Below are 17,163 nucleotides of genomic sequence, written 5' to 3' on the forward strand. Positions count from 1 at the left end.
CGCCCAGGTGGACGCCACCCGCGTGCTGAGCGCACACACCAAGCTGGACGGCTTTCGCCTGGCGGATGGGCAGGCGGTCAGCCTGGCCCTGGCCTATACCCGATGCGGGCCGCGCGCCGCCCCCGCCTATCTGCTGCTGCATGGCTATACCGGCAGCCATTTCGCCCTGGCCGCGCATCCGGGCGCGGCAGATGCCGGCTGGGCCAGCCCCTGGGCAGGCGATGCCAAGGCGCTGGACACCACGCAGGTGCAAATCATCACCGTGAACCTGCCCGGCTCTTCCTACGGATCGCGGTGGCATGGCGCGGAGCATGGCCACGCCTCGGTGCGCGGCATGGCCGCCGCCATCGCCGCGCTGCTCGACCAGCTGGGCATCGGCGCTCTCGCAGGAGCGATCGGCTATTCCTTTGGCGGCTATGTGGCCCTGCAGCTCAAGGCGGACCATCCCCATCGGGTCAAGCGCGTGCTCGGCCTGTGCACCGCGCCCAGGGGCCGCGGCAGCGCCGGCGAGCTGCCCGCGCTACGCGCCCTCGTGCAGCCCAGCCAGCGCGCGGCCTTCCGGCTGGGCGTGCTGCAGCGCTCGGGCCTGAAGGAATGGGTGCGCGACCAGGGCGCTGCAGCACGGCAGGCCGAATACGGCCGCGTGCAGCAATGGGCGCAGGAGTTCAGCGCCGATTCGCTGTGGCGCCTGCGGGCCGCGGCGATTGGCTTCGACGTGGGCGACTGCCCTGCCGGCGCCACGCTGCTGTATGCGTCTTCCGACACCTTGTTCCCACCACCGCCGCCGCCGCACGGCAAGCCCATGCATGTGGTGCACACCCCGTACGGCCATCAGGCCCTGCTCTACCAGCCCGGGCCCTGGATCGCCCCGATCCGGTCATGGCTGCGGCAGGAGCCGCTCCCGACAAGCATCTGCTGATGCATCGGCCGCAAGCCGTTGCCCCAGCCACCAGAAAGAGACAATATGACATTCCCACGCCGAACCCTGATCCGCGCGCTGCTCGCCGCCGCTGTGGCCGCCCCGCTGCCCAACGCCGCCATGGCCGAGTCCACGAAATGGCCCAGCCGCCCGGTGCGGCTCATCGTCGCCTACCCGCCCGGTGGCGCCACCGACATCCAGGCCCGCGTCGTCGGCCAGTACCTGTCGGACAAATGGAAGCGGCCTGTGATCGTCGAGAACAAGCCCGGCGGCAACACCGTCATCGCCACCGAGACGGTCAGCAAGTCCCCGCCTGACGGGCATACGCTGCTGCTGACCGCCATGCCGTTCATGCTCAATGGCTTCTTGATGGACAAGCTACCCTACAGCCCCGCCAAGGACTTCATCCCGGTCACCGCGCTGACCACGATCTCCAACATCCTCGTCGCCGCGCCCGGCCTGGGCGTCAAGAACGTACGGGAATTGATCGCCAAGGCCAAGGCATCGCCCGGCGCGATCTCGTTTGCATCCACCGGCACCGCGACCTCGACCCACCTGTCCGGCGAACTGTTTTCCAAGGCCGCAGGCGTGCAGCTGATGCATGTGCCCTACAAGGGCAGCGCCGCCGCGCAGCAGGATCTGCTGTCGGGCCGCGTGGACATCATGTTCGACAACGGCGTGCTGCAGCAGATCAAGGCGGGGCGCGTGGTGCCGCTGGCGGTGACCTCGTCGCAGCGCCTGCCCTGGCTGCCCGAGGTACCCACCGTGGCGGAGCAGGGCCTGCCCGGCTTTGAGGCCTCGGCCTGGTACGGCATCTTCGTGCCGGCGGGAACCCCCGGGGAGATCGTGCACCAGCTCGCGGCCGATATCATCGAAGCCGTGCGCAGCCCCGGCCTCCAACCCAAGTGGGAGTCGATCGGCGCCACCGCGGGCGGCGGCACCCCCGAGGAATTTGCCCGCTACCTGGCCAAGGACACCGAGCGCTGGGGCCAGCTGATCCGGGAGCGCAATATCAGGTATTGACCGGCGCCGCAAACACCGGCTCGCCCAGGTTCAGCATCAGCCGGTTGGCCCAGGCGAAGATCGCGTCGGAATGCAGCAGGTCGAGGATCTCGGCCTCGTTCAGGCCCACGTCCTTGAGCGCCTGGATGTCTTGCGCGCCCAGCCCGGCGGGCTGCTCGGTGAGCTTGATCGAGAAGCGCGCAATGGCGCGCTCGCGCTCGCTGGTGCCGGCGGTGGCCGGGTTGTCGAAGACCTGGGCCACCACGTCGGTGCGCTTGGCCAGCTGCTCGAAGCGCTGCGCATGCACCGAGCCGCAGTACACGCAGCCGTTGACGCGCGAGACCACGGTGGCGCCCAGCTCGCGCTCGGCGCGCGGCAGGCCGCCGGGCGCATACATGATGGCGTTGTAGGCGGTGGAGCGCTGGCGCAGGATCTCGGGCTGATGCGCCAGGAAGCGGTAGTAGTCCGAGGTCTTGGCCTTGGGGTGGCTTTCCTCCAGGATGGCGATCTGCTCGGGCGTGGCCTGGGCCACGTCGATCACGTCCAGCCAGGCCTTCCATTCCAGCGTCTCGTTGGTGAAGCCGTTCACTTCGATGATGATGCTCATGCTGCCTCCTCCAGTGCTTTCATGGCCTTGAGGCCGGCCACCAGGCGCACCTGGTACGACAGGAAGGCGATCAGCTGCGACAGCGCCACCACCGCCGGCGTGCTGAGGCCCGCGGCGGGCAGCGCCTTGAGGGCGGACTCGTCGCCTTCGACCGGCTTTTCGATCAGCTTGCGCGTGAATTCCAGCATCGCGGCCAGGCGCGGCTCCGCGGCCTTGCCGGATTCGGCGGCCGCGATCTGCGCGGCATCGGCGCCGGCGGCCTGCAGGCGCTCGCGGTAGTGTGCGGCCAGCTCGGGCGCCGGCGTGAGCTGGCAGGCGTGCAGCGCCACCTGCAGGCGCTCCTGCAGCGACAGGCCCTGCAGGCCGGGGGCGAACAAGGCCTCGTAGCTGCCCTGCGTGGCCGCGGCCACCTTGTCGCGCTGGTGGCGCACGGCGTAGGTATTGCTGCCGGGGCTGAGGCCGGCGATGCGGTCGATCAGGTCTTGATCGGGTTGGTAGCTGAATGCTTCTGCCATGGGGGCGTCTCCTGCTGGATGGAAGGCGAATGGGTACGTTCAGCCCCGCGCGGCCACGGCGTTGCGCAGGAACTGCAGCACGCCGGCCCACGACTGCTCGTCGGCGCGCGCGTTGTCCGCCGCATGGCCGCCGCTGGTGCTGACCTTGCCCGACACCGGATGCGCGTAGACGAGCTGGGTGGTCGGCACGTAGGGAAAGAGGATGGAGTGGCCGGCGTTCTCGAAATCGAGCCACTGCACCGCGTGCGGGTGCCGCGCCTCGGCCAGCCGGTCGCGCACGATGCGCGAGTAGATGCTCGACGGCCAGGAGCCATCGTCGGTGGCGGACAGCAGCATCACCGGGCCCTGGATGGCTTCGACGCGGATGCGCGCCCGCGCCAGCGCCTCGGGATCCTGCAGCGCGGTGCGCATGGCGCGGTCGTGGCGGCGCGGCTCGGGGCCGTCGTCGTACGGCGCCCAGCTGGCGCTGCGGTTGTTCTCCCACAGGTGGGTGAGCGGCTTGCCGCCGAGCAGCCAGGTCGGGCCTTCGCGGCCGATCTTCGGGTCGCAGGCGTTCTGGCCGCTGTGCACGAAGGCGCTGGGCACATAGGCCACGACGGCGGAGACTTCCTGCGCAAAGCTCGCGCCCAGCAGCAGCGCCAGTTCGCCACCGCGCGACTGGCCGCTCACGGCGACGAAGCCGTGCAGCGGCTGCAGCTCGCGGCGCATCCAGCGCAGGCCTTGCTGGAAATACTCCAGCGGCGTGTTCGAGATGTAGTCGGACAGGCCGGGCGCCTTGAAATACGCCAGCGCCAGCGCGGCAAAGCCGCGCGATGCATAGAGCGCCGCACGCGGCTCGTTGATGCCGCCGCCCGAGCCGTTGAGCACCATCACCGCCGGGTGCGGGCCGGGGCCCGGCGGCAGGTACAGCGTGCCGACCAGCCCGTCCTCTCGCAGCTCGCGGCGCGTCACGCCCTCGGCCGCCAGGCGCTGCACCAGCGTGGCCGTGGCCTGGGCTCCATCCACGCTGGCCGTGACCTCGGTCAGCAGCGGCTCGGCCACCGGCTGGTTGAAGGCCTCGCGGCTGCTGGAGCCCAGCGGCGCTTGCGACCAGACCAGGCCCATGGGGCTGATGCCGGCATAGTCGCCAGACACAGGCGCATCGCGCTCCAGGTCCACCACGCCGTCGGCGCCGGCCACAAACGTGGCCTCGCTGCACCACTGCACGCCGTTGCGCGACGTGCGGGTGGCGATCACCACCTGCCGGCCCGGCGCCAGCCGCTCCACGCGGATGCGGCGCGGCACATCGATCAGCCCGTCCGCCGGCGTCACCGATAGCACCGGGGTGGCCATCACTTGCCGTCCCTGGTGACCATCATCGCGGCGGTGCGGTCGCTGGTCATGGGCGTGACCTTCAGGCCTTTCTTCGCGGCCCAGACGTTGCGGTAGTGGAACAGCGGGATCACGCCCACGTCGTCGCTCACCACCTTGGCCGAGGCGCGCAATATGGCCTCGCGCCTGGCGGTGTCGAACTCGGCGGTGGAGTCGGCCAGCGCCTTGTCCACCGCCGGGTTGCTGTAGTGGCCCCAGTTCGAGGCGCCCAGGCCCTTCTTGGCATCGACCGTGGCCAGCACGTTCACCAGCGCGTAGCTGGCCTCGCCGGTGCCGTTGCCCCAGGCCAGCATGCTCATCGCGTATTCGTTCTTGTTGGCCTTGCCGGAGTACACCGACCATGGCACCACCTCGACCTGGGTCTTGACGCCGATGCGGCTCCAGAACTGCGCCACCGCCTGCGCGGTCTCGGGGCCCTGCGGGTAGCGGTCGTTGGGCACGTGCATGGTCAGCTTGAAGCCCTCGGGAAAGCCGGCGTCGGCCAGCAGCTTCTTGGCGCGCGCGGCATCGAAGGCGATGTTCTTGATCTCGGGGTTGTAGCCGAAGGTGTTCCTGGGCATCCACTGGTTGGCCTCGGTGGCCGTGTCCTGCAGGATGCGGTCGGTGATGGCCTTGCGGTTGATGGCGATGCTCAGCGCCTCGCGCACGCGCTGGTCCAGCAGCGGGTTCTTCGCCAAGGGCTTGCCGGTGTTGTCGGCGAGGAACGGGGTCGGCGCCGGGTTGAAGCTGGGCTGCAGCAGCATCACGCGCAGGCCGTCGTACGGGAAGACGGAGACGCTGGGCGACTGCTTGAGCCTGGCAAGGTCGGACACCGAGACCTTGTCGATCACATCCACATCGCCGGCCAGCAGCGCGGCGGTGCGCGCAGCGGCATTGTTGATGTAGCGGTAGTTCACCTTCTCCCAGGCGGGCTTGCCGCCCCAGTAGGCGTCGTTGCGCGCCATCACCACCCGGTCGCCCGGCGTGTACGAGACGAACTTGTACGGCCCCGTGCCGATCACCGCCTTGCCCGAGTTGTAGTCGTCGGTCGTGGCCTTCTCGCCCACATGCTTGCTGACGATGTGCACCGAGGCCAGGTTCAGCGGCAGGTCGGGGTTGGGGATGTTGGTCTTGATGACGAGGGTGTGCGGGTCCTTGGCGGCAACCGACTCCACGGTGCGCAGGTAGCCGGCGAAGGTGGCCACGCTGCCGGGCACGCTGCGCGCGCGCTGGTACGAGAAGATCACGTCGTCGGCGCTGAAGGGCTTGCCGTCCTGCCACTTCACGTCCTTGCGCAGCTTGAACTCCCAGGTCTTGGGATCGAGGTTCTTCCAGCTCTCGGCCAGGCCGGGCTGCAGCTGGTTGGCCTTGTTCTCCACCAGCAGGTCCCAGAAATGCAGGTCCACCGAGCGGTCGCCCGCGTGGTTGTTGAGCTGCGGGTCGAGCGACGACAGCGGGTCGGCGAAGCCGATGCTCAGCGTCTGCGCATGGGCGGCCATGCCGGCGGTGAGCAGCGCGGCGCTCAGGGAGGAAAGCATCAAGCGTTTCATGGCGATCTCCTTATCAAAAACAATAGCTGCCAGCGCCTATCGCCAGCCAATTTCAAAAATAAAACCATCTAAAACCAAGCAATGGCAAGCGCCAGCAGCTCACTTTTTCAAGATCCATCGTTCAGATGGCAAGCACTGAAATGCCCGATGGCAATGCCCTTGAGCTGCGGCGCCTCGGCCCTGCAGCGCGGCATGGCATGCGGGCAGCGCGGGTGGAAGTGGCAGCCCGGCGGCGGGTGCAGCGGGCTCGGTATCTCGCCCTGGATGGCGGTATAGGTCTTGTGGCGCGCGCCCAGCTTGGGCACCTCGGCCAGCAGCGCCTGGGTGTAGGGATGGTTGGGGCGGCTGAACAGCTCCTCCACCGGCGCGGTCTCGATCACCCGGCCCAGGTACATCACCACCACGCGGTCGGACAGGTGTTCGACCACGCCCAGGTCGTGGCTGATGAACAAATAGGTCAGCTTCAGCTCTTCGCGCAGGTCCATGAACAGGTTCAGGATCTGCGCCTGGATGGACACGTCGAGCGCGGCCACCGCCTCGTCGCAGACCAGCACCCGCGGCTGCACCGCCAGCGCGCGCGCAATGCCGATGCGCTGGCGCTGGCCGCCGCTGAACTGGTGCGGGTAGCGGTGGCGCAGCGCCGGGTCGAGCCCGGCGCGCCGCAGCTGCGCGCACACATAGTCGTCGAAGCCGGCGGCATCGACCAGGCCGTGGATGCGCGCTGCCTCGCCGACGATCTCGTCGACCCGCAGGCGCGGGTTCAGGCTGGCGTACGGGTCCTGGAAGATCATCTGCACCTGCAGGCGCGCCGCATGGCGCTGGCGCGCATCCATGTCGGCCATGCGCTGCCCGCCGACCAGCACCTCGCCGTCCGAGGGCGCGAGCAGGCCGGTGGCCAGGCGGCCCAGCGTGGACTTGCCGCAGCCCGACTCGCCCACCAGGCCCACGACCTCGCCCGGCGCCACGGCCAGGTCAACCCGGTCCACCGCGCGCGTCACCGCCGGCGGCCGAGCCAGCCCCAGCCTGTCGAGCAGGCCCGGCCTGCGCTCGCCAAAGCGCTTGCTGACCTGGCGCAGCGCTATCGCTGCGGGTGTATCGGTCATGCCGCCTCCATCGGATAGAAGCAGCGCACCAGGCGCTGCGGTTTGGGCTGCGTCAAATCCGGCCGCTGCGCGCAGGCCTCGCCCACGCGCGGGCAGCGCGCGGCAAAGGCGCAGCCCGCGGGCAGCTGCAGCAGGTTGGGCGTCATGCCGGGGATCTGCCGCAGGCGCTCGCCGCGGCGGTTGTTGCTTGGCAGGCTGCCGATCAACCCTGCGGTGTAGGGGTGCAGCGGCGCGTCCAGCACCGCGTCCACCGGGCCGTGCTCGACGATGCGGCCGGCATACATCACCGCCACCTCGTCGGCCAGGCCGGCCACCACCGACAGGTCGTGGGTGATCCAGATCAGCGCGGTACCCTGCTGGCGCGCGAGCTTTTGCACCTCGGACAGGATCTGCGCCTGGATGGTCACATCGAGCGCCGTCGTGGGCTCGTCGGCGATGATCAGCTCGGGCCGGTGCAGCATGGCGATGGCGATCGCCACCCGCTGGCGCATGCCGCCCGAGAGCTGGTGCGGGTAGGCCAGCAGCCGCTCGTCGGGGCTGGGTATGCCCATCAGGCCCAGCGTGTCGCGGGCGCGCTCGCGCGCCTGGGCGTGGCTCACCCGCTGGTGCGCGCGCACCGCCTCGATCATCTGCGTGTCGATGCGCAGCACGGGGTTGAGCGTCATCATCGGATCCTGGAAGATCATCGCGATGCGGCTGCCCTGCAGCGCGCGCATCTCGCGCGGCGGCATTTTCGTAAGCTCGCGGCCCTGGAACAGCACCTCGCCGCCCACCACCCGGCCCGGCGGATCAAGCAGCCCCATGATGGAAAAGCCGGTGACCGACTTGCCCGAGCCGGACTCGCCCACCAGGCCCAGGATGCGGCCGCGCGCCAGCGAAAACGACACGCCGTCGACCGCGCGCAACACGCCGGCGCGGGTGTGGAAATGGGTTTGCAGGTTGCTGACCTGCAGCGTGGGGACGGTCGTCATTGTTGGCGCGTCCTGGGATTGAGCACATCGCGCAGCCGGTCGCCCACCAGGTTGATGGCCACGATGGTGACGAGCAGCGCGATGCCGGGGTAGAAGCTGATCCAGTACTCGCCCGAGAGCATGTACTGGTAGCCGTTGGAAATCAGCAGGCCCAGCGACGGCTCGGTCACCGGCACGCCCAGGCCCAGAAAGCTCAGCGTGGCCTCGAGCGTGATGGCGCGCGCGATCTGCAGGGTGCCGATCACGATCAGCGGCGGCAGGCAGTTGGGCAGGATGTGGCGCAGCATGATGCGCCAGCTCGGGATGTCCAGGCAGCGCGCCGCCTCCACATACTCGCGCCGCCGCTCCACCAGCGCCTGGCCGCGCGCGGTGCGGGCGTAGTAGGCCCACTCCAGCACCACCAGGGTCAGCACCACGTTGCCCACGCCCTTGCCCAGGTAGGCCAGGATCATCATCGCCACCAGGATAGACGGGAACGACAGCAGCAGGTCGACCACGCGCATGATGAGCGCATCGGTCTTGCCGCCGGCATAGGCGGCCAGCAGCCCGAGCAAGGTGCCCAGCACGCCGGCGATCAGCGCCGAGCCCACGCCCACCAGCAGGCTGATGCGCAGGCCGTACAGAATGCCTGAATACAGGTCGCGCCCCTGCCCGTCCGAGCCCAACCAGTAGTGGAACCTGCCCTCGCCGCTCGGCGCGCCCGGCGCCAGGCGCGCGTCCATCACGTCGAGCTGGTTCAGGTCGTAGGGGTTCTGCGGCGTGATCCACGGCGCCAGCAGCGCGGCCAGGATCAGCAGCAGCGCGATGGCCAGCCCCAGCACCGCCGTCTTCGAGGCGAAGAATTCGCTGGCGTTGCGGCGCCAGGGCGATTCGTATTTCAACGCTGCGCTGCTCATGCCGCGCCCTCCAGCCGCACCCGCGGGTCCAGCACCTTGTACAGGATGTCCACGATCAGGTTCAGCGTGACGAACAGGCACACCACCACCACCAGGTAGGCGACGATGACCGGCCGGTCCAGCGCATTGATGCTGTCCAGGATCAGCTTGCCCGCGCCGGGCCAGGCGAAGATGCTCTCGGTGACCACCGCGAAGGCGATGGTCGAGCCCAGCTCCAGGCCCAGCACCGTCACCAGCGGGATCAGCGTGTTGCGCAGCACATGCACCAGCACCACGCGCAGGGGCGACAAGCCCTTGGCGCGCGCGAACTTGACGAACTCCATCGGCATCACCTCGCGCACGTTGGCGCGCGTGAGCCGCATCACCAGCGAGGTCTTGAACAGCGACAGATTGACCGCCGGCAGCAGCATGTGGCGCAGGCCGTCGAGCGTGGGCCACGACCACTGCGCGCCCAGCAGCTGCACCGTCTCGCCGCGGCCGCTGGCCGGCAGCCAGCCCAGGCCCACGCTGAAGGCCATGATCAGCATCAGGCCGACCCAGAAGGTGGGCAGCGAAAAGCCCACGATGCTGCCCGCCATCAGCAGCTTGGACAGCGGATGCTCAGGGAACAGCCCGGCGAACAGGCCCAGCGGCACGCCCACCAGCACCGCGATGATCAGCGCGGCGATCGCCAGCTCCAGCGTGGCCGGCAGGCGCTGCAGTATCAGCGTGACCGCCGGCACGTTGTAGACGAAGCTGGTGCCCAGGTTGCCGTGCAGCGCGCCATTGACGAAGCCCAGGTACTGGCGCCACAGCGGCTGGTCCAGCCCCAGCTCGGCGATGATGCGGGCGCGCTCCAGCTGGTCCACGTCCTGGCCGATCAGGATGTCCACCGGATTGCCGATGGCGTGCAGGCCCACGAAGACGATGATGGTCATCAGCACCACCACCACTGCGGCCTGGGCCAGGCGGCGCAGCAGCCAGCCGGTCATGCGGCGGCTCCCGGCGGCTCGGCCGGCACCCATTCGTCGCCGAACACCTCGGGCTCGCTGAAGGCCTGCAGGTTGGCGTAGTGCTGCTCCACGTCCTCGGCATAGAGCTGGGCCGCCAGGCCCTGCGCCAGGCGCTCGGCGCCCACGCTGATGGCCGGGATGTCGCCCGAGACGGTGCCGTGCGTCAGCGCCGCCGGGTAGGAGAAGCAGTGCACGCGCGCCAGCCCCGGGCAGGCGCCGGCCACCTTCTCCCGCAGCTCGAAGGCCGGGCCCAGGTCGGGCGAATCCTCCAGCTCCTGGTCGGCCTCGCCCAGCGGGCCCTGGCAGCGGTCCCGCCACGAGCGCACATGCGGCGCCAGCGCGGCGAACTCGGGCCGGGCATTCCAGTCGATGCGAAAGCCGGTGGAGCACACCAGGAAGTCGAGCGCGAACACGCCGCGCGAGGTGTGCACGCGAATCTCGTCGCCGCTCCAGCGCACGTCCTCGATGGCGCAGCCCAGGTTGAAGCGCGCGTTCGGATGGCGCGACACGCGCAGCGTGCTGCCGCGCGGCGGCGGCACCTGCTGCTGGTTGATGTAGTGGCGGATCTGCCACTTCCACGCATCGGGCAGCGCGAGGTGGCCATGGGTGAGCCCCGGGTTGCCCGCGCCCTTGCCCTTGTTCACGCGCGGTATGTCGGTGCGGCGGATGATCAGGTCCACGCTCGCGGCGCCGGCTTCGAGCGCGGTGGCGGCACTGTCCATCGCCGAGGCGCCGGCGCCGATCACGCCCACGCGGCGGCCGGCAAGCGTGGCGTAGTCCATCACGTCGGACGAATGCGCCCAGCGCTCGCGCGGCAGCGCCTGCACGAAGGCCGGCACATGGGCGCCGCCCAGCCCGTCGCGGCCGGTGGCCAGCACCACATGGCGCGCCAGCACGCTCTGCGCTCCGGCGGGCGTATGCATGTCGAGCTGCACCACGCCGTCGGCGCGCGGCAGCACCGCCCGCACCTCGTGCAGGTTGCGCACATCCAGCGCCAGCGCCTGGCGGTACCAGCGCAGGTAGTCCATCCACTGCAGGCGCGGGATCTTGTCCAGCGCATCCCAGGCCTGCAGGCCGAACTGGGCCTCGAACCAGGCGCGGAAAGTCAGCGACGGCATGCCCAGCGCCGGGCCGGTGAGCTGCTTGGGCGAGCGCAGCGTCTCCATGCGCGCGGTCGTGGCCCAGGGGCCCTCGAAGCCTGCGGGCGAGCGGTCGAACAGCGGCGCGGGCACGCCCAGGAACTTGAGCGCGGCCGCGGCCGCGAGGCCCGCCATGCCGCCGCCGATGATCGCGACCGGCAGCACGGGCTGGCCATCCAGCTGGCGCTCGGGCACCCAGTTCTTGGCGGGCAGCTCGAGCCAGGCCATGTCCTGGCGCAGGCGCGCCTCCAGATGGGCCAGGCCCTGCAAGGTGGTGAGAGGTTCGGTGTTCATGGGTGCTTGTCCATATCGCTGGTGCCGGCGGATGCCTCCTGCGCGGCCTGCTGCAGCAGCGCAGCGTGCGCGGCCGCGTCGTGCAGCACGAAGCCGGGCAGCAGCGCGGCGGCGGCATCGGCCAGCGCCGCCATCAGCGCATCCGCGCAAGGCAGGGTTGGCGCGGCCTGCCGGGTGACCACGCCAAACAGAAAGGGAATATCGGTGTCGAGCGCGCGCGTGACCACGCCTTGCAGCGGCACGCCATGGGCGGTGACCGGCTCCAGCACCGCCACACCCAGGCCGGCGCGCACCATCATCATCGCGTTCAGCGACGAATTGGTCTCGATCATGCGGGGCATGGCCTGGGCCTGGCCCTCCGAGCCCGAGTCAAGGCTTGCATTGGCGAACGCGGCGTCGAGCCGGTGGCGCAGCCGGTAGGGGTTGGCCATGGTCACGATCTGCCGCCCGGCCAGCGCCGCCAGCGGCACAGGGTCCAGCCGGGCCAGCGGGTCGGACGCCGGCAGCACCGCCACGCAGGCAGCCTGGCCGATCCAGTGCACCTGCAGGCCGCGGTGCTCCAGCGGCAGGCTGGTGACGCCCAGGTGGGCCGCGCCGCACAGCACATCGTGCACCACGCGCTCGGGCGCGGCACTGCGCAGCTGGATCGCGCCGGCGGGCTCGCTGCCCTCGATGCGGGCCAGCGCCTGCGGCACCAGGCCCGCGGCCAGCGCCGTGGTGGCCACCACGCGCAGCGGCCGGCGCAGGCCCCGCTCGATCTCCTTGGCGCGGCGGCGGATCTGCTGCAGCCCGGTGAGCGCATGCTCCACATCCTCGAACAGCAAGAAGCCCTGCTCGGTGGGCGTGACGCGCGGGCCATTGCGCGCGAACAGCTCATAGCCGATCTCGGCCTCCAGCTCCTGCACCAGGCGGCTGACCGCAGGCTGCGAACGCCCGAGCAGGCGCCCGGCGGCGGTGACGCTGCCGGTGGACATCACGGCGGCAAAGGCTTCCAGCTGACGCAGTTCCATGGGTTATCTATGCAAAGCACGCATTCTCTGCGATAGATCATACGTTCTGCAAATACTGAATGGGCATAAGTTAATACCCTTGCAGCGCCCGCCTGGCGCCGCTGCCGATAAGCGCAGGCATTGGCCGCCACCGGTGTGGAGACCTCATCGATATCAAAAAAATAGCTGCCAGCGCTTTATGCATCAGCGCTGGCAGCCATTTCGGCCATAGATCTATTGCACAACCGCGCCGGCTCAACTCCCCAGCCGGTACCAGGCCACCCCGTCACGCAGCTCCTTCACCACCTCGCCCTGCTGCATCAGGTAGTTGAGGCAGGCAATCGTCTCGCCGGTCGCCAGGTGGAAGTTCGGCGAGCTCGGATCGATGGGCCGCGAGAACAGGCTGCCAAACACATCCACCACCCGCTGCGGCTGCTGCAGCGCGCCGCGCAGGCGCGCGAAGGCCTCCATCTGGCCGTCGTGCAGGCGCTTGAGGCGCGCATGCAGGCCGCGAAAGCAGTTGTCGTGCGCCGGCAGCACCAGCACATCGTCGGGAATGCGCGCGTGCAGCTTCTCGATCGACGCCAGCCAGTCGGCCATGGGGTTGGCCTCGGGCTCGATCGGGTGCACCGAGACGTTGGACGAGATCTTGGCCAGCACCTGGTCGCCCGAGATCAGCAGCTTCTGCTCGGCGCAGTACAGGCAGGCATGCTCGGGCGAATGGCCGTTGCCGGTCACCACCTCCCACTCGTGCGCGCCGATGGCGATGCGCTGGCCATCCTGCAGGCGGCGATAGCTGTCGGGCAGGGTGTAGATCAGCTTGCCGAAGCCGCCGAAGCGCATGCGGTACTTCTCGATGGCCGCGGCCGGCCAGCCCGCCTCGGTGTAGAAGCGCAGCGCATCGGGCGGGGCCTCGCGATGCGAGTCGGACACCAGCGCCCGGCACGACAGGTATTCGAGTGCCGAGATCCACAGCTGCACATCGAAGCGGCGCGTGAGCCAGCCGGCCATGCCCACATGGTCCGGGTGCATGTGGGTGACGAAGACCCGGGTCAGCGGCCGGTCGAAAGGCGCGCTCGCCAGCAGCGACTCCCAGGTCTCGACCACCTGGTCGGTGCGCACGCCGGTGTCCACCAGGGCCCAGCCGTCGCCATCATCCAGGGCCCAGATATTGATGTGGTCCAGGCTGAAGGGCATGGGCAGCCGTATCCAGCGCACGCCGTGCGCCACGGCCTTCCACTGGCCCATGGCCGGGGGTTCGATGGGGTAAGTCAGGTTTGCAGCGGGCATATGGACGGAAACGATAGCACCAATTGCACCGGCAGGCCTGTCGCCAAAAGGCAAGGACCCGGGGCGCGCTCAGTGGCCGTGGCCGGGCCCGCCGCCGTGCGCAGGCGCCAGCAGCCGGTCGGTCAGCGCGATCGCCAGCGCGGAGGTCAGGAAGACCACATGGATGATGGTCTGCCACATCAGCACCTTCTCGTCGTAGTTGCCGGCGTTGATGAAGGTCTTGAGCAGGTGGATCGAGCTGATGCCGATGATGGACAGGCCGAGCTTGACCTTGAGCACCGAGGCGTTCACATGGCCCAGCCACTCGGGCTGGTCGGGGTGGCGCTCCAGGTTCATGCGGCTGACGAAGGTTTCGTAGCCGCCGACGATGACCATGATCAGCAGGTTGGAGATCATCACCACGTCGATCAGCCCCAGCACCACCAGCATGATCACCGTCTCGTTCAGCGACTGGACCGCCGCGTCCGGCGCATAGCCGATGCTGGTGCTCAGGATGCGCAAGGCCTCCTCGCTGCCGAAGGCCGCCTCCACCAGGTGCAGCAGCTCGATCAGGAAATGCCAGACATAGACGCCCTGGGCCACGATCAGGCCGAGGTACAGGGGCAGCTGCAGCCAGCGGCTGGCGAAAATCAGGGACGGCAAAGGGCGCAGGGGCGCGTTCGAAGGCAGGGACATGGCAGTAAGAGATGGATGGAAAGCCCGCTGCGGCAGCTGCGCCAGTGTGATTCGTGCTTATGCGGCGCATGCGCTGTGCGGGGCCTCGGCAAAAATGCGCGGCGGGTGATTTTAGTGGCGCCAGCGCGCCCGGCAGCGCAGGCAAACGTAAAAAGCCGTACCATCCGCGCCATGAAGCAATGGCTGCGCACTCAGGGCGTCTGGTGGCTGGGGTGGCTGGCGCTCGCGCTCGCCGCGGCCGGCGCGCTGGTGCGCGCCGAGCTGGCCCGGCTGCACGAGGATTTCGACACCCAGGCCCGCATCGCCCACCGGCTGATGAGCCAGCAGGTGGTGCAGTACGACGCGGTGCTGGCCACGCTGGCGCTGCTGGACGTGGGCGGTGGCGGCGCGCGCGCCGAGCAGCGGCTGTCTGGCGTCTACCCCGCCATCCTCGGCATTGCGCGGCGCGATGCGGCCCGGCAATGGCCCAGCCCGGCGCTGGCGCAGGCCGAGGCCCGCTCGCGCAGCGCCCACCGGGCGGAGCTGGCGGCGGTCGACCTGCCCGCGGGGCGCTACCAGCTGGTCATCGGCGCCGATCCGGCCAGCTATGCGCTCAGCATCGACCTGGCGGCCAGCGTGCCCTGGCCCGACTGGCCCATGGATGCGCGGCGCAGCCCGGTGCGCGTGGCGCTGGAGCGCGGCGGCCGGCAGTACCTGATCCAGCCCGGGCGCGGCGGCGCCGGCCCCTGGCATTTCGAGATGCGCAAGACCCTGGCCTCGGCCAGCCAGGATTTCGACCTGCTCGCCTCGCGCAGCGTGGGCATCGCCGACCTGCCGTGGGGGCACATCGCCGCCGCGGCGCTGGCCCTGGCCGCCCTGCTGTGCAGCGCCCGCTGGCTGCTGCGCCAGCGCGCTGCGCGGCGGCGCGCCGAGGAGCTGCTGCGCCTGGGCCAGGTGGCGCGGCTCAATGCCCTGGGCGAGCTGGCCGCCGGCATGGCGCACGAGCTGAACCAGCCGCTGACCGCGGTGGTGGCCAACACCCAGGCCGCGCGCCGCCTGCTGGACGACGATGAACCCGATCTGGACACCGCGCGCGGCGCCATGGGCCAGGCCGTGGCCCAGGCGCGCCGCGCCGCCGAGGTGGTGGGCCGGCTGCGCCGCGCCATCGAGCGGCCCGGCGGCGGTATCCAGCCCGTGGTGCTGCAAGAGGCGGTCTCCGCCACGCTGCACCTGCTGGAGCCCGACTGCGCGCGGCGCGGAGTGGCCGTCGCTCTCGACGCCGGCGCGCCGGTGCGCGTGCTCGCCGACCCGGTGGCGCTGGAGCAGATCGTGCACAACCTGCTGCTCAACGCGCTGCAGGCGCTGGACGGCATGCCCGCCGGCGAGCGCCGCATCGCGCTGCAGGCCTCGGCCTCGGGGCGCCATGGCCGGCTGCAGGTCTGCGACAGCGGCCCGGGCATCGCGCCCGAGCTGCTGCCGCGCCTGTTCGAGCCCTTCTCCAGCACCCGCGCCGGCGGGCTCGGCCTGGGCCTGAGCCTGTGCGAAACCCTGGCCGGCGAGATGAACGGCACGCTGCGCCTGCGCGGCCACGCGCTGCGCAGCGAGACGCGCGGCGCCTGCTTTGAACTCGAACTACCGCTTGCCCCATGAACCAGCCGCAATCCCCGCTGATCCAGCTCATCGACGACGACGAAGCCGTGCGCGACAGCCTGGCGCTGCTGATAGGCACCGTGGGCCTGCGCGTGCAGGCCTGGGCCGATCCGCAGGCGTTCCTGGACGGTTTCGATCGCCGCGCCGTCGGCGCCATCGTGCTCGATGTACGCATGCCCGGCCTGGGCGGGCTGGCGGTGCTCGATGCGCTGGCGGCCCAGGGCGTGGACCAGCCGGTCATCATGCTCACCGGCCATGGCACGGTGGACATGTGCCGCCGCGCCTTCAAGGCCGGCGCGGCCGAATTCCTGGAAAAGCCGGTGGACGACGAGCAACTGCTCGAAGCCCTGCAGCACGCGGTGCGCCAGCATGTGCGCACGCGCGAGCGCAGCCAGGCCGACCAGGCGGCGCGCGAGCGCCATGCCCAGCTGTCCGAGCGCGAGCGCGAGGTGCTGGCCTATATCGTCGAAGGCTTCACCAACAAGGAGATCGCGCGCGAGCTGGCGCTGTCGCCGCGCACCGTGGAAAGCCACCGCGCCAGCCTGTTCGCCAAGCTCGCCTGCGACTCGCTGGCGCAGCTGATCCGCGGCTATGCGGCCCTGGTGGCGGAAGGCCCGCTCCGTATTTCTACGCAGCCGCGCGCGTAGCCGTACGAATGGCGCGCGGGCGGCGCAATTTCTACAGTGGCGCTACCGCCTGGCCAGCGCCGGGCGCCCGACCAACCACTGGAGATTCTTGATGAAAGCCTTTGCCGCCGCCGCCCTGCTCGCCGCATCCACCCTGGCCGCCCACGCCGACACCGCCGTGCGCACCGAGAAGAACATGACGCTGGAGCTGGCCAACCAGATCGCCGCCGGCGCGGTGGCCGCCTGCGCCGCCAATGGCTATGCGGTGGCCGCCACCGTGGTGGACCGCGCCGGCACCGTGCGCGTGGTGCAGCGCGCCGACAACGCCGGCCCGCACACGCTGGGCGCCAGCGAGCGCAAGGCCTTCACCTCGGCCTCGGCCAAGGCCCCCACGCAGGCCATGATGGAGAACGCCCAGAAGAACGCCGGCGCCGCCAACCTGGTGCACATCCCCGGCTTCCTGCTGCTGGGCGGCGGCGTGCCGGTCAAGGCCGGCAACGAAGTCATCGGCGCCGTGGGCGTGGGCGGCGCGCCCGGCGGCCACCTGGACGAGCAGTGCGCCAACGCCGCGCTCGAGAAGCTCAAGGGCCTGCTGGGCTGATCCAGCCCCTTCCTC

17 protein-coding genes are annotated in these 17,163 nt (G+C 70.1%); 5 read left to right on the forward strand and 12 right to left on the reverse strand.

Annotated features, from left to right (window positions below):
- The first annotated feature begins 7 nt into the window (after nt 1–7).
- Together ACODRX_RS14095 and ACODRX_RS14100 are read left to right on the forward strand one after the other, a co-directional pair.
- Nucleotides 8–919 carry an alpha/beta fold hydrolase gene (locus tag ACODRX_RS14095; RefSeq protein ID WP_488872148.1) on the forward strand — a complete coding sequence of 304 codons (912 nt, stop codon included), beginning with the start codon at nt 8–10 and terminating at the stop codon, nt 917–919.
- A gap of 45 nt (nt 920–964) precedes the next feature.
- Nucleotides 965–1,942, forward strand: coding sequence for a tripartite tricarboxylate transporter substrate binding protein (locus ACODRX_RS14100; protein WP_488872149.1), 978 nt, complete (start codon nt 965–967; stop codon nt 1,940–1,942).
- On the opposite strand, the gene ACODRX_RS14105 is transcribed toward ACODRX_RS14100, so the two are convergent.
- The 12 genes from ACODRX_RS14105 to ACODRX_RS14160 form a co-directional block, all read right to left on the reverse strand.
- Nucleotides 1,932–2,528, reverse strand: coding sequence for a peroxidase-related enzyme (locus ACODRX_RS14105; RefSeq protein WP_488872150.1), 597 nt, complete (start codon nt 2,526–2,528; stop codon nt 1,932–1,934). The two genes, ACODRX_RS14100 and ACODRX_RS14105, sit on opposite strands and share 11 nt — an antisense overlap.
- A complete protein-coding gene (locus ACODRX_RS14110; RefSeq protein ID WP_488872151.1) occupies nt 2,525–3,043 on the reverse strand; it encodes a CMD domain protein in 519 nt (172 codons plus the stop codon). The genes ACODRX_RS14105 and ACODRX_RS14110 overlap by 4 nt, the downstream gene beginning before the upstream one ends.
- Nucleotides 3,044–3,082: 39 nt before the next feature.
- Nucleotides 3,083–4,375 carry an acyl-CoA thioester hydrolase/BAAT C-terminal domain-containing protein gene (locus ACODRX_RS14115; RefSeq protein WP_488872230.1) on the reverse strand — a complete coding sequence of 431 codons (1,293 nt, stop codon included), beginning with the start codon at nt 4,373–4,375 and terminating at the stop codon, nt 3,083–3,085.
- Nucleotides 4,375–5,943 (reverse strand): ABC transporter substrate-binding protein, encoded by a 1,569-nt coding sequence (locus ACODRX_RS14120; RefSeq protein ID WP_488872152.1) that lies wholly within the window; start codon nt 5,941–5,943, stop codon nt 4,375–4,377. Before ACODRX_RS14120 ends, ACODRX_RS14115 begins: the two co-directional genes overlap by 1 nt.
- Before the next feature lie 107 nt (nt 5,944–6,050).
- Nucleotides 6,051–7,046 (reverse strand): ABC transporter ATP-binding protein, encoded by a 996-nt coding sequence (locus tag ACODRX_RS14125; protein WP_488872153.1) that lies wholly within the window; start codon nt 7,044–7,046, stop codon nt 6,051–6,053.
- Nucleotides 7,043–8,017 (reverse strand): ABC transporter ATP-binding protein, encoded by a 975-nt coding sequence (locus tag ACODRX_RS14130; protein ID WP_488872154.1) that lies wholly within the window; start codon nt 8,015–8,017, stop codon nt 7,043–7,045. Before ACODRX_RS14130 ends, ACODRX_RS14125 begins: the two co-directional genes overlap by 4 nt.
- Nucleotides 8,014–8,913 (reverse strand): ABC transporter permease, encoded by a 900-nt coding sequence (locus ACODRX_RS14135; protein WP_488872155.1) that lies wholly within the window; start codon nt 8,911–8,913, stop codon nt 8,014–8,016. Before ACODRX_RS14135 ends, ACODRX_RS14130 begins: the two co-directional genes overlap by 4 nt.
- Nucleotides 8,910–9,884, reverse strand: a complete 975-nt coding sequence (locus tag ACODRX_RS14140) for an ABC transporter permease (RefSeq protein WP_488872156.1) — start codon at nt 9,882–9,884, stop codon at nt 8,910–8,912. Before ACODRX_RS14140 ends, ACODRX_RS14135 begins: the two co-directional genes overlap by 4 nt.
- A complete protein-coding gene (locus tag ACODRX_RS14145; protein ID WP_488872157.1) occupies nt 9,881–11,338 on the reverse strand; it encodes a SidA/IucD/PvdA family monooxygenase in 1,458 nt (485 codons plus the stop codon). Before ACODRX_RS14145 ends, ACODRX_RS14140 begins: the two co-directional genes overlap by 4 nt.
- The gene (locus tag ACODRX_RS14150) at nt 11,335–12,348 is read right to left on the reverse strand and encodes a LysR family transcriptional regulator (RefSeq protein ID WP_488872158.1); all 1,014 of its coding nucleotides are present in this window, start codon (nt 12,346–12,348) and stop codon (nt 11,335–11,337) included. The genes ACODRX_RS14145 and ACODRX_RS14150 overlap by 4 nt, the downstream gene beginning before the upstream one ends.
- Nucleotides 12,349–12,582: 234 nt before the next feature.
- Entirely contained in the window at nt 12,583–13,617 is a 1,035-nt protein-coding gene (locus ACODRX_RS14155; protein WP_488872159.1) for an MBL fold metallo-hydrolase, read from the reverse strand.
- A gap of 69 nt (nt 13,618–13,686) precedes the next feature.
- Nucleotides 13,687–14,292 carry a TIGR00645 family protein gene (locus ACODRX_RS14160; protein ID WP_488872160.1) on the reverse strand — a complete coding sequence of 202 codons (606 nt, stop codon included), beginning with the start codon at nt 14,290–14,292 and terminating at the stop codon, nt 13,687–13,689.
- 171 nt (nt 14,293–14,463) lie between these two features.
- Here ACODRX_RS14160 and ACODRX_RS14165 point away from each other — a divergent pair, with 171 nt between their 5' ends.
- The 3 genes from ACODRX_RS14165 to ACODRX_RS14175 all read left to right on the forward strand — a co-directional run bounded on the left by ACODRX_RS14165 (nt 14,464) and on the right by ACODRX_RS14175 (nt 17,148).
- On the forward strand, nt 14,464–15,921 hold the full coding sequence (locus ACODRX_RS14165; protein ID WP_488872161.1) for a sensor histidine kinase: 1,458 nt from the start codon (nt 14,464–14,466) through the stop codon (nt 15,919–15,921).
- A complete protein-coding gene (locus ACODRX_RS14170; RefSeq protein WP_488872162.1) occupies nt 15,918–16,568 on the forward strand; it encodes a response regulator transcription factor in 651 nt (216 codons plus the stop codon). Before ACODRX_RS14165 ends, ACODRX_RS14170 begins: the two co-directional genes overlap by 4 nt.
- 91 nt (nt 16,569–16,659) lie before the next feature.
- On the forward strand, nt 16,660–17,148 hold the full coding sequence (locus ACODRX_RS14175) for a GlcG/HbpS family heme-binding protein (RefSeq protein ID WP_488872163.1): 489 nt from the start codon (nt 16,660–16,662) through the stop codon (nt 17,146–17,148).
- Nucleotides 17,149–17,163 lie beyond the last annotated feature (15 nt).

This window comes from Comamonas sp. FG99 (genome assembly GCF_057808605.1).

Excerpts from the sequence above, each read along its gene's own strand:
- ACODRX_RS14110 (WP_488872151.1), bottom strand. The coding sequence starts at position 3,043 with ATGGCAGAAGCATTCAGCTACCAACCCGATCAAGACCTGATCGACCGC.
- ACODRX_RS14130 (WP_488872154.1), bottom strand. The coding sequence starts at position 8,017 with ATGACGACCGTCCCCACGCTGCAGGTCAGCAACCTGCAAACCCATTTC.
- ACODRX_RS14145 (WP_488872157.1), bottom strand. The coding sequence starts at position 11,338 with ATGAACACCGAACCTCTCACCACCTTGCAGGGCCTGGCCCATCTGGAG.
- ACODRX_RS14150 (WP_488872158.1), bottom strand. The coding sequence starts at position 12,348 with ATGGAACTGCGTCAGCTGGAAGCCTTTGCCGCCGTGATGTCCACCGGC.
- ACODRX_RS14175 (WP_488872163.1), top strand. The coding sequence starts at position 16,660 with ATGAAAGCCTTTGCCGCCGCCGCCCTGCTCGCCGCATCCACCCTGGCC.
- ACODRX_RS14100 (WP_488872149.1), top strand. The coding sequence starts at position 965 with ATGACATTCCCACGCCGAACCCTGATCCGCGCGCTGCTCGCCGCCGCT.
- ACODRX_RS14155 (WP_488872159.1), bottom strand. The coding sequence starts at position 13,617 with ATGCCCGCTGCAAACCTGACTTACCCCATCGAACCCCCGGCCATGGGC.
- ACODRX_RS14170 (WP_488872162.1), top strand. The coding sequence starts at position 15,918 with ATGAACCAGCCGCAATCCCCGCTGATCCAGCTCATCGACGACGACGAA.
- ACODRX_RS14135 (WP_488872155.1), bottom strand. The coding sequence starts at position 8,913 with ATGAGCAGCGCAGCGTTGAAATACGAATCGCCCTGGCGCCGCAACGCC.
- ACODRX_RS14160 (WP_488872160.1), bottom strand. The coding sequence starts at position 14,292 with ATGTCCCTGCCTTCGAACGCGCCCCTGCGCCCTTTGCCGTCCCTGATT.
- ACODRX_RS14105 (WP_488872150.1), bottom strand. The coding sequence starts at position 2,528 with ATGAGCATCATCATCGAAGTGAACGGCTTCACCAACGAGACGCTGGAA.
- ACODRX_RS14125 (WP_488872153.1), bottom strand. The coding sequence starts at position 7,046 with ATGACCGATACACCCGCAGCGATAGCGCTGCGCCAGGTCAGCAAGCGC.
- ACODRX_RS14165 (WP_488872161.1), top strand. The coding sequence starts at position 14,464 with ATGAAGCAATGGCTGCGCACTCAGGGCGTCTGGTGGCTGGGGTGGCTG.
- ACODRX_RS14140 (WP_488872156.1), bottom strand. The coding sequence starts at position 9,884 with ATGACCGGCTGGCTGCTGCGCCGCCTGGCCCAGGCCGCAGTGGTGGTG.
- ACODRX_RS14120 (WP_488872152.1), bottom strand. The coding sequence starts at position 5,943 with ATGAAACGCTTGATGCTTTCCTCCCTGAGCGCCGCGCTGCTCACCGCC.
- ACODRX_RS14115 (WP_488872230.1), bottom strand. The coding sequence starts at position 4,375 with ATGGCCACCCCGGTGCTATCGGTGACGCCGGCGGACGGGCTGATCGAT.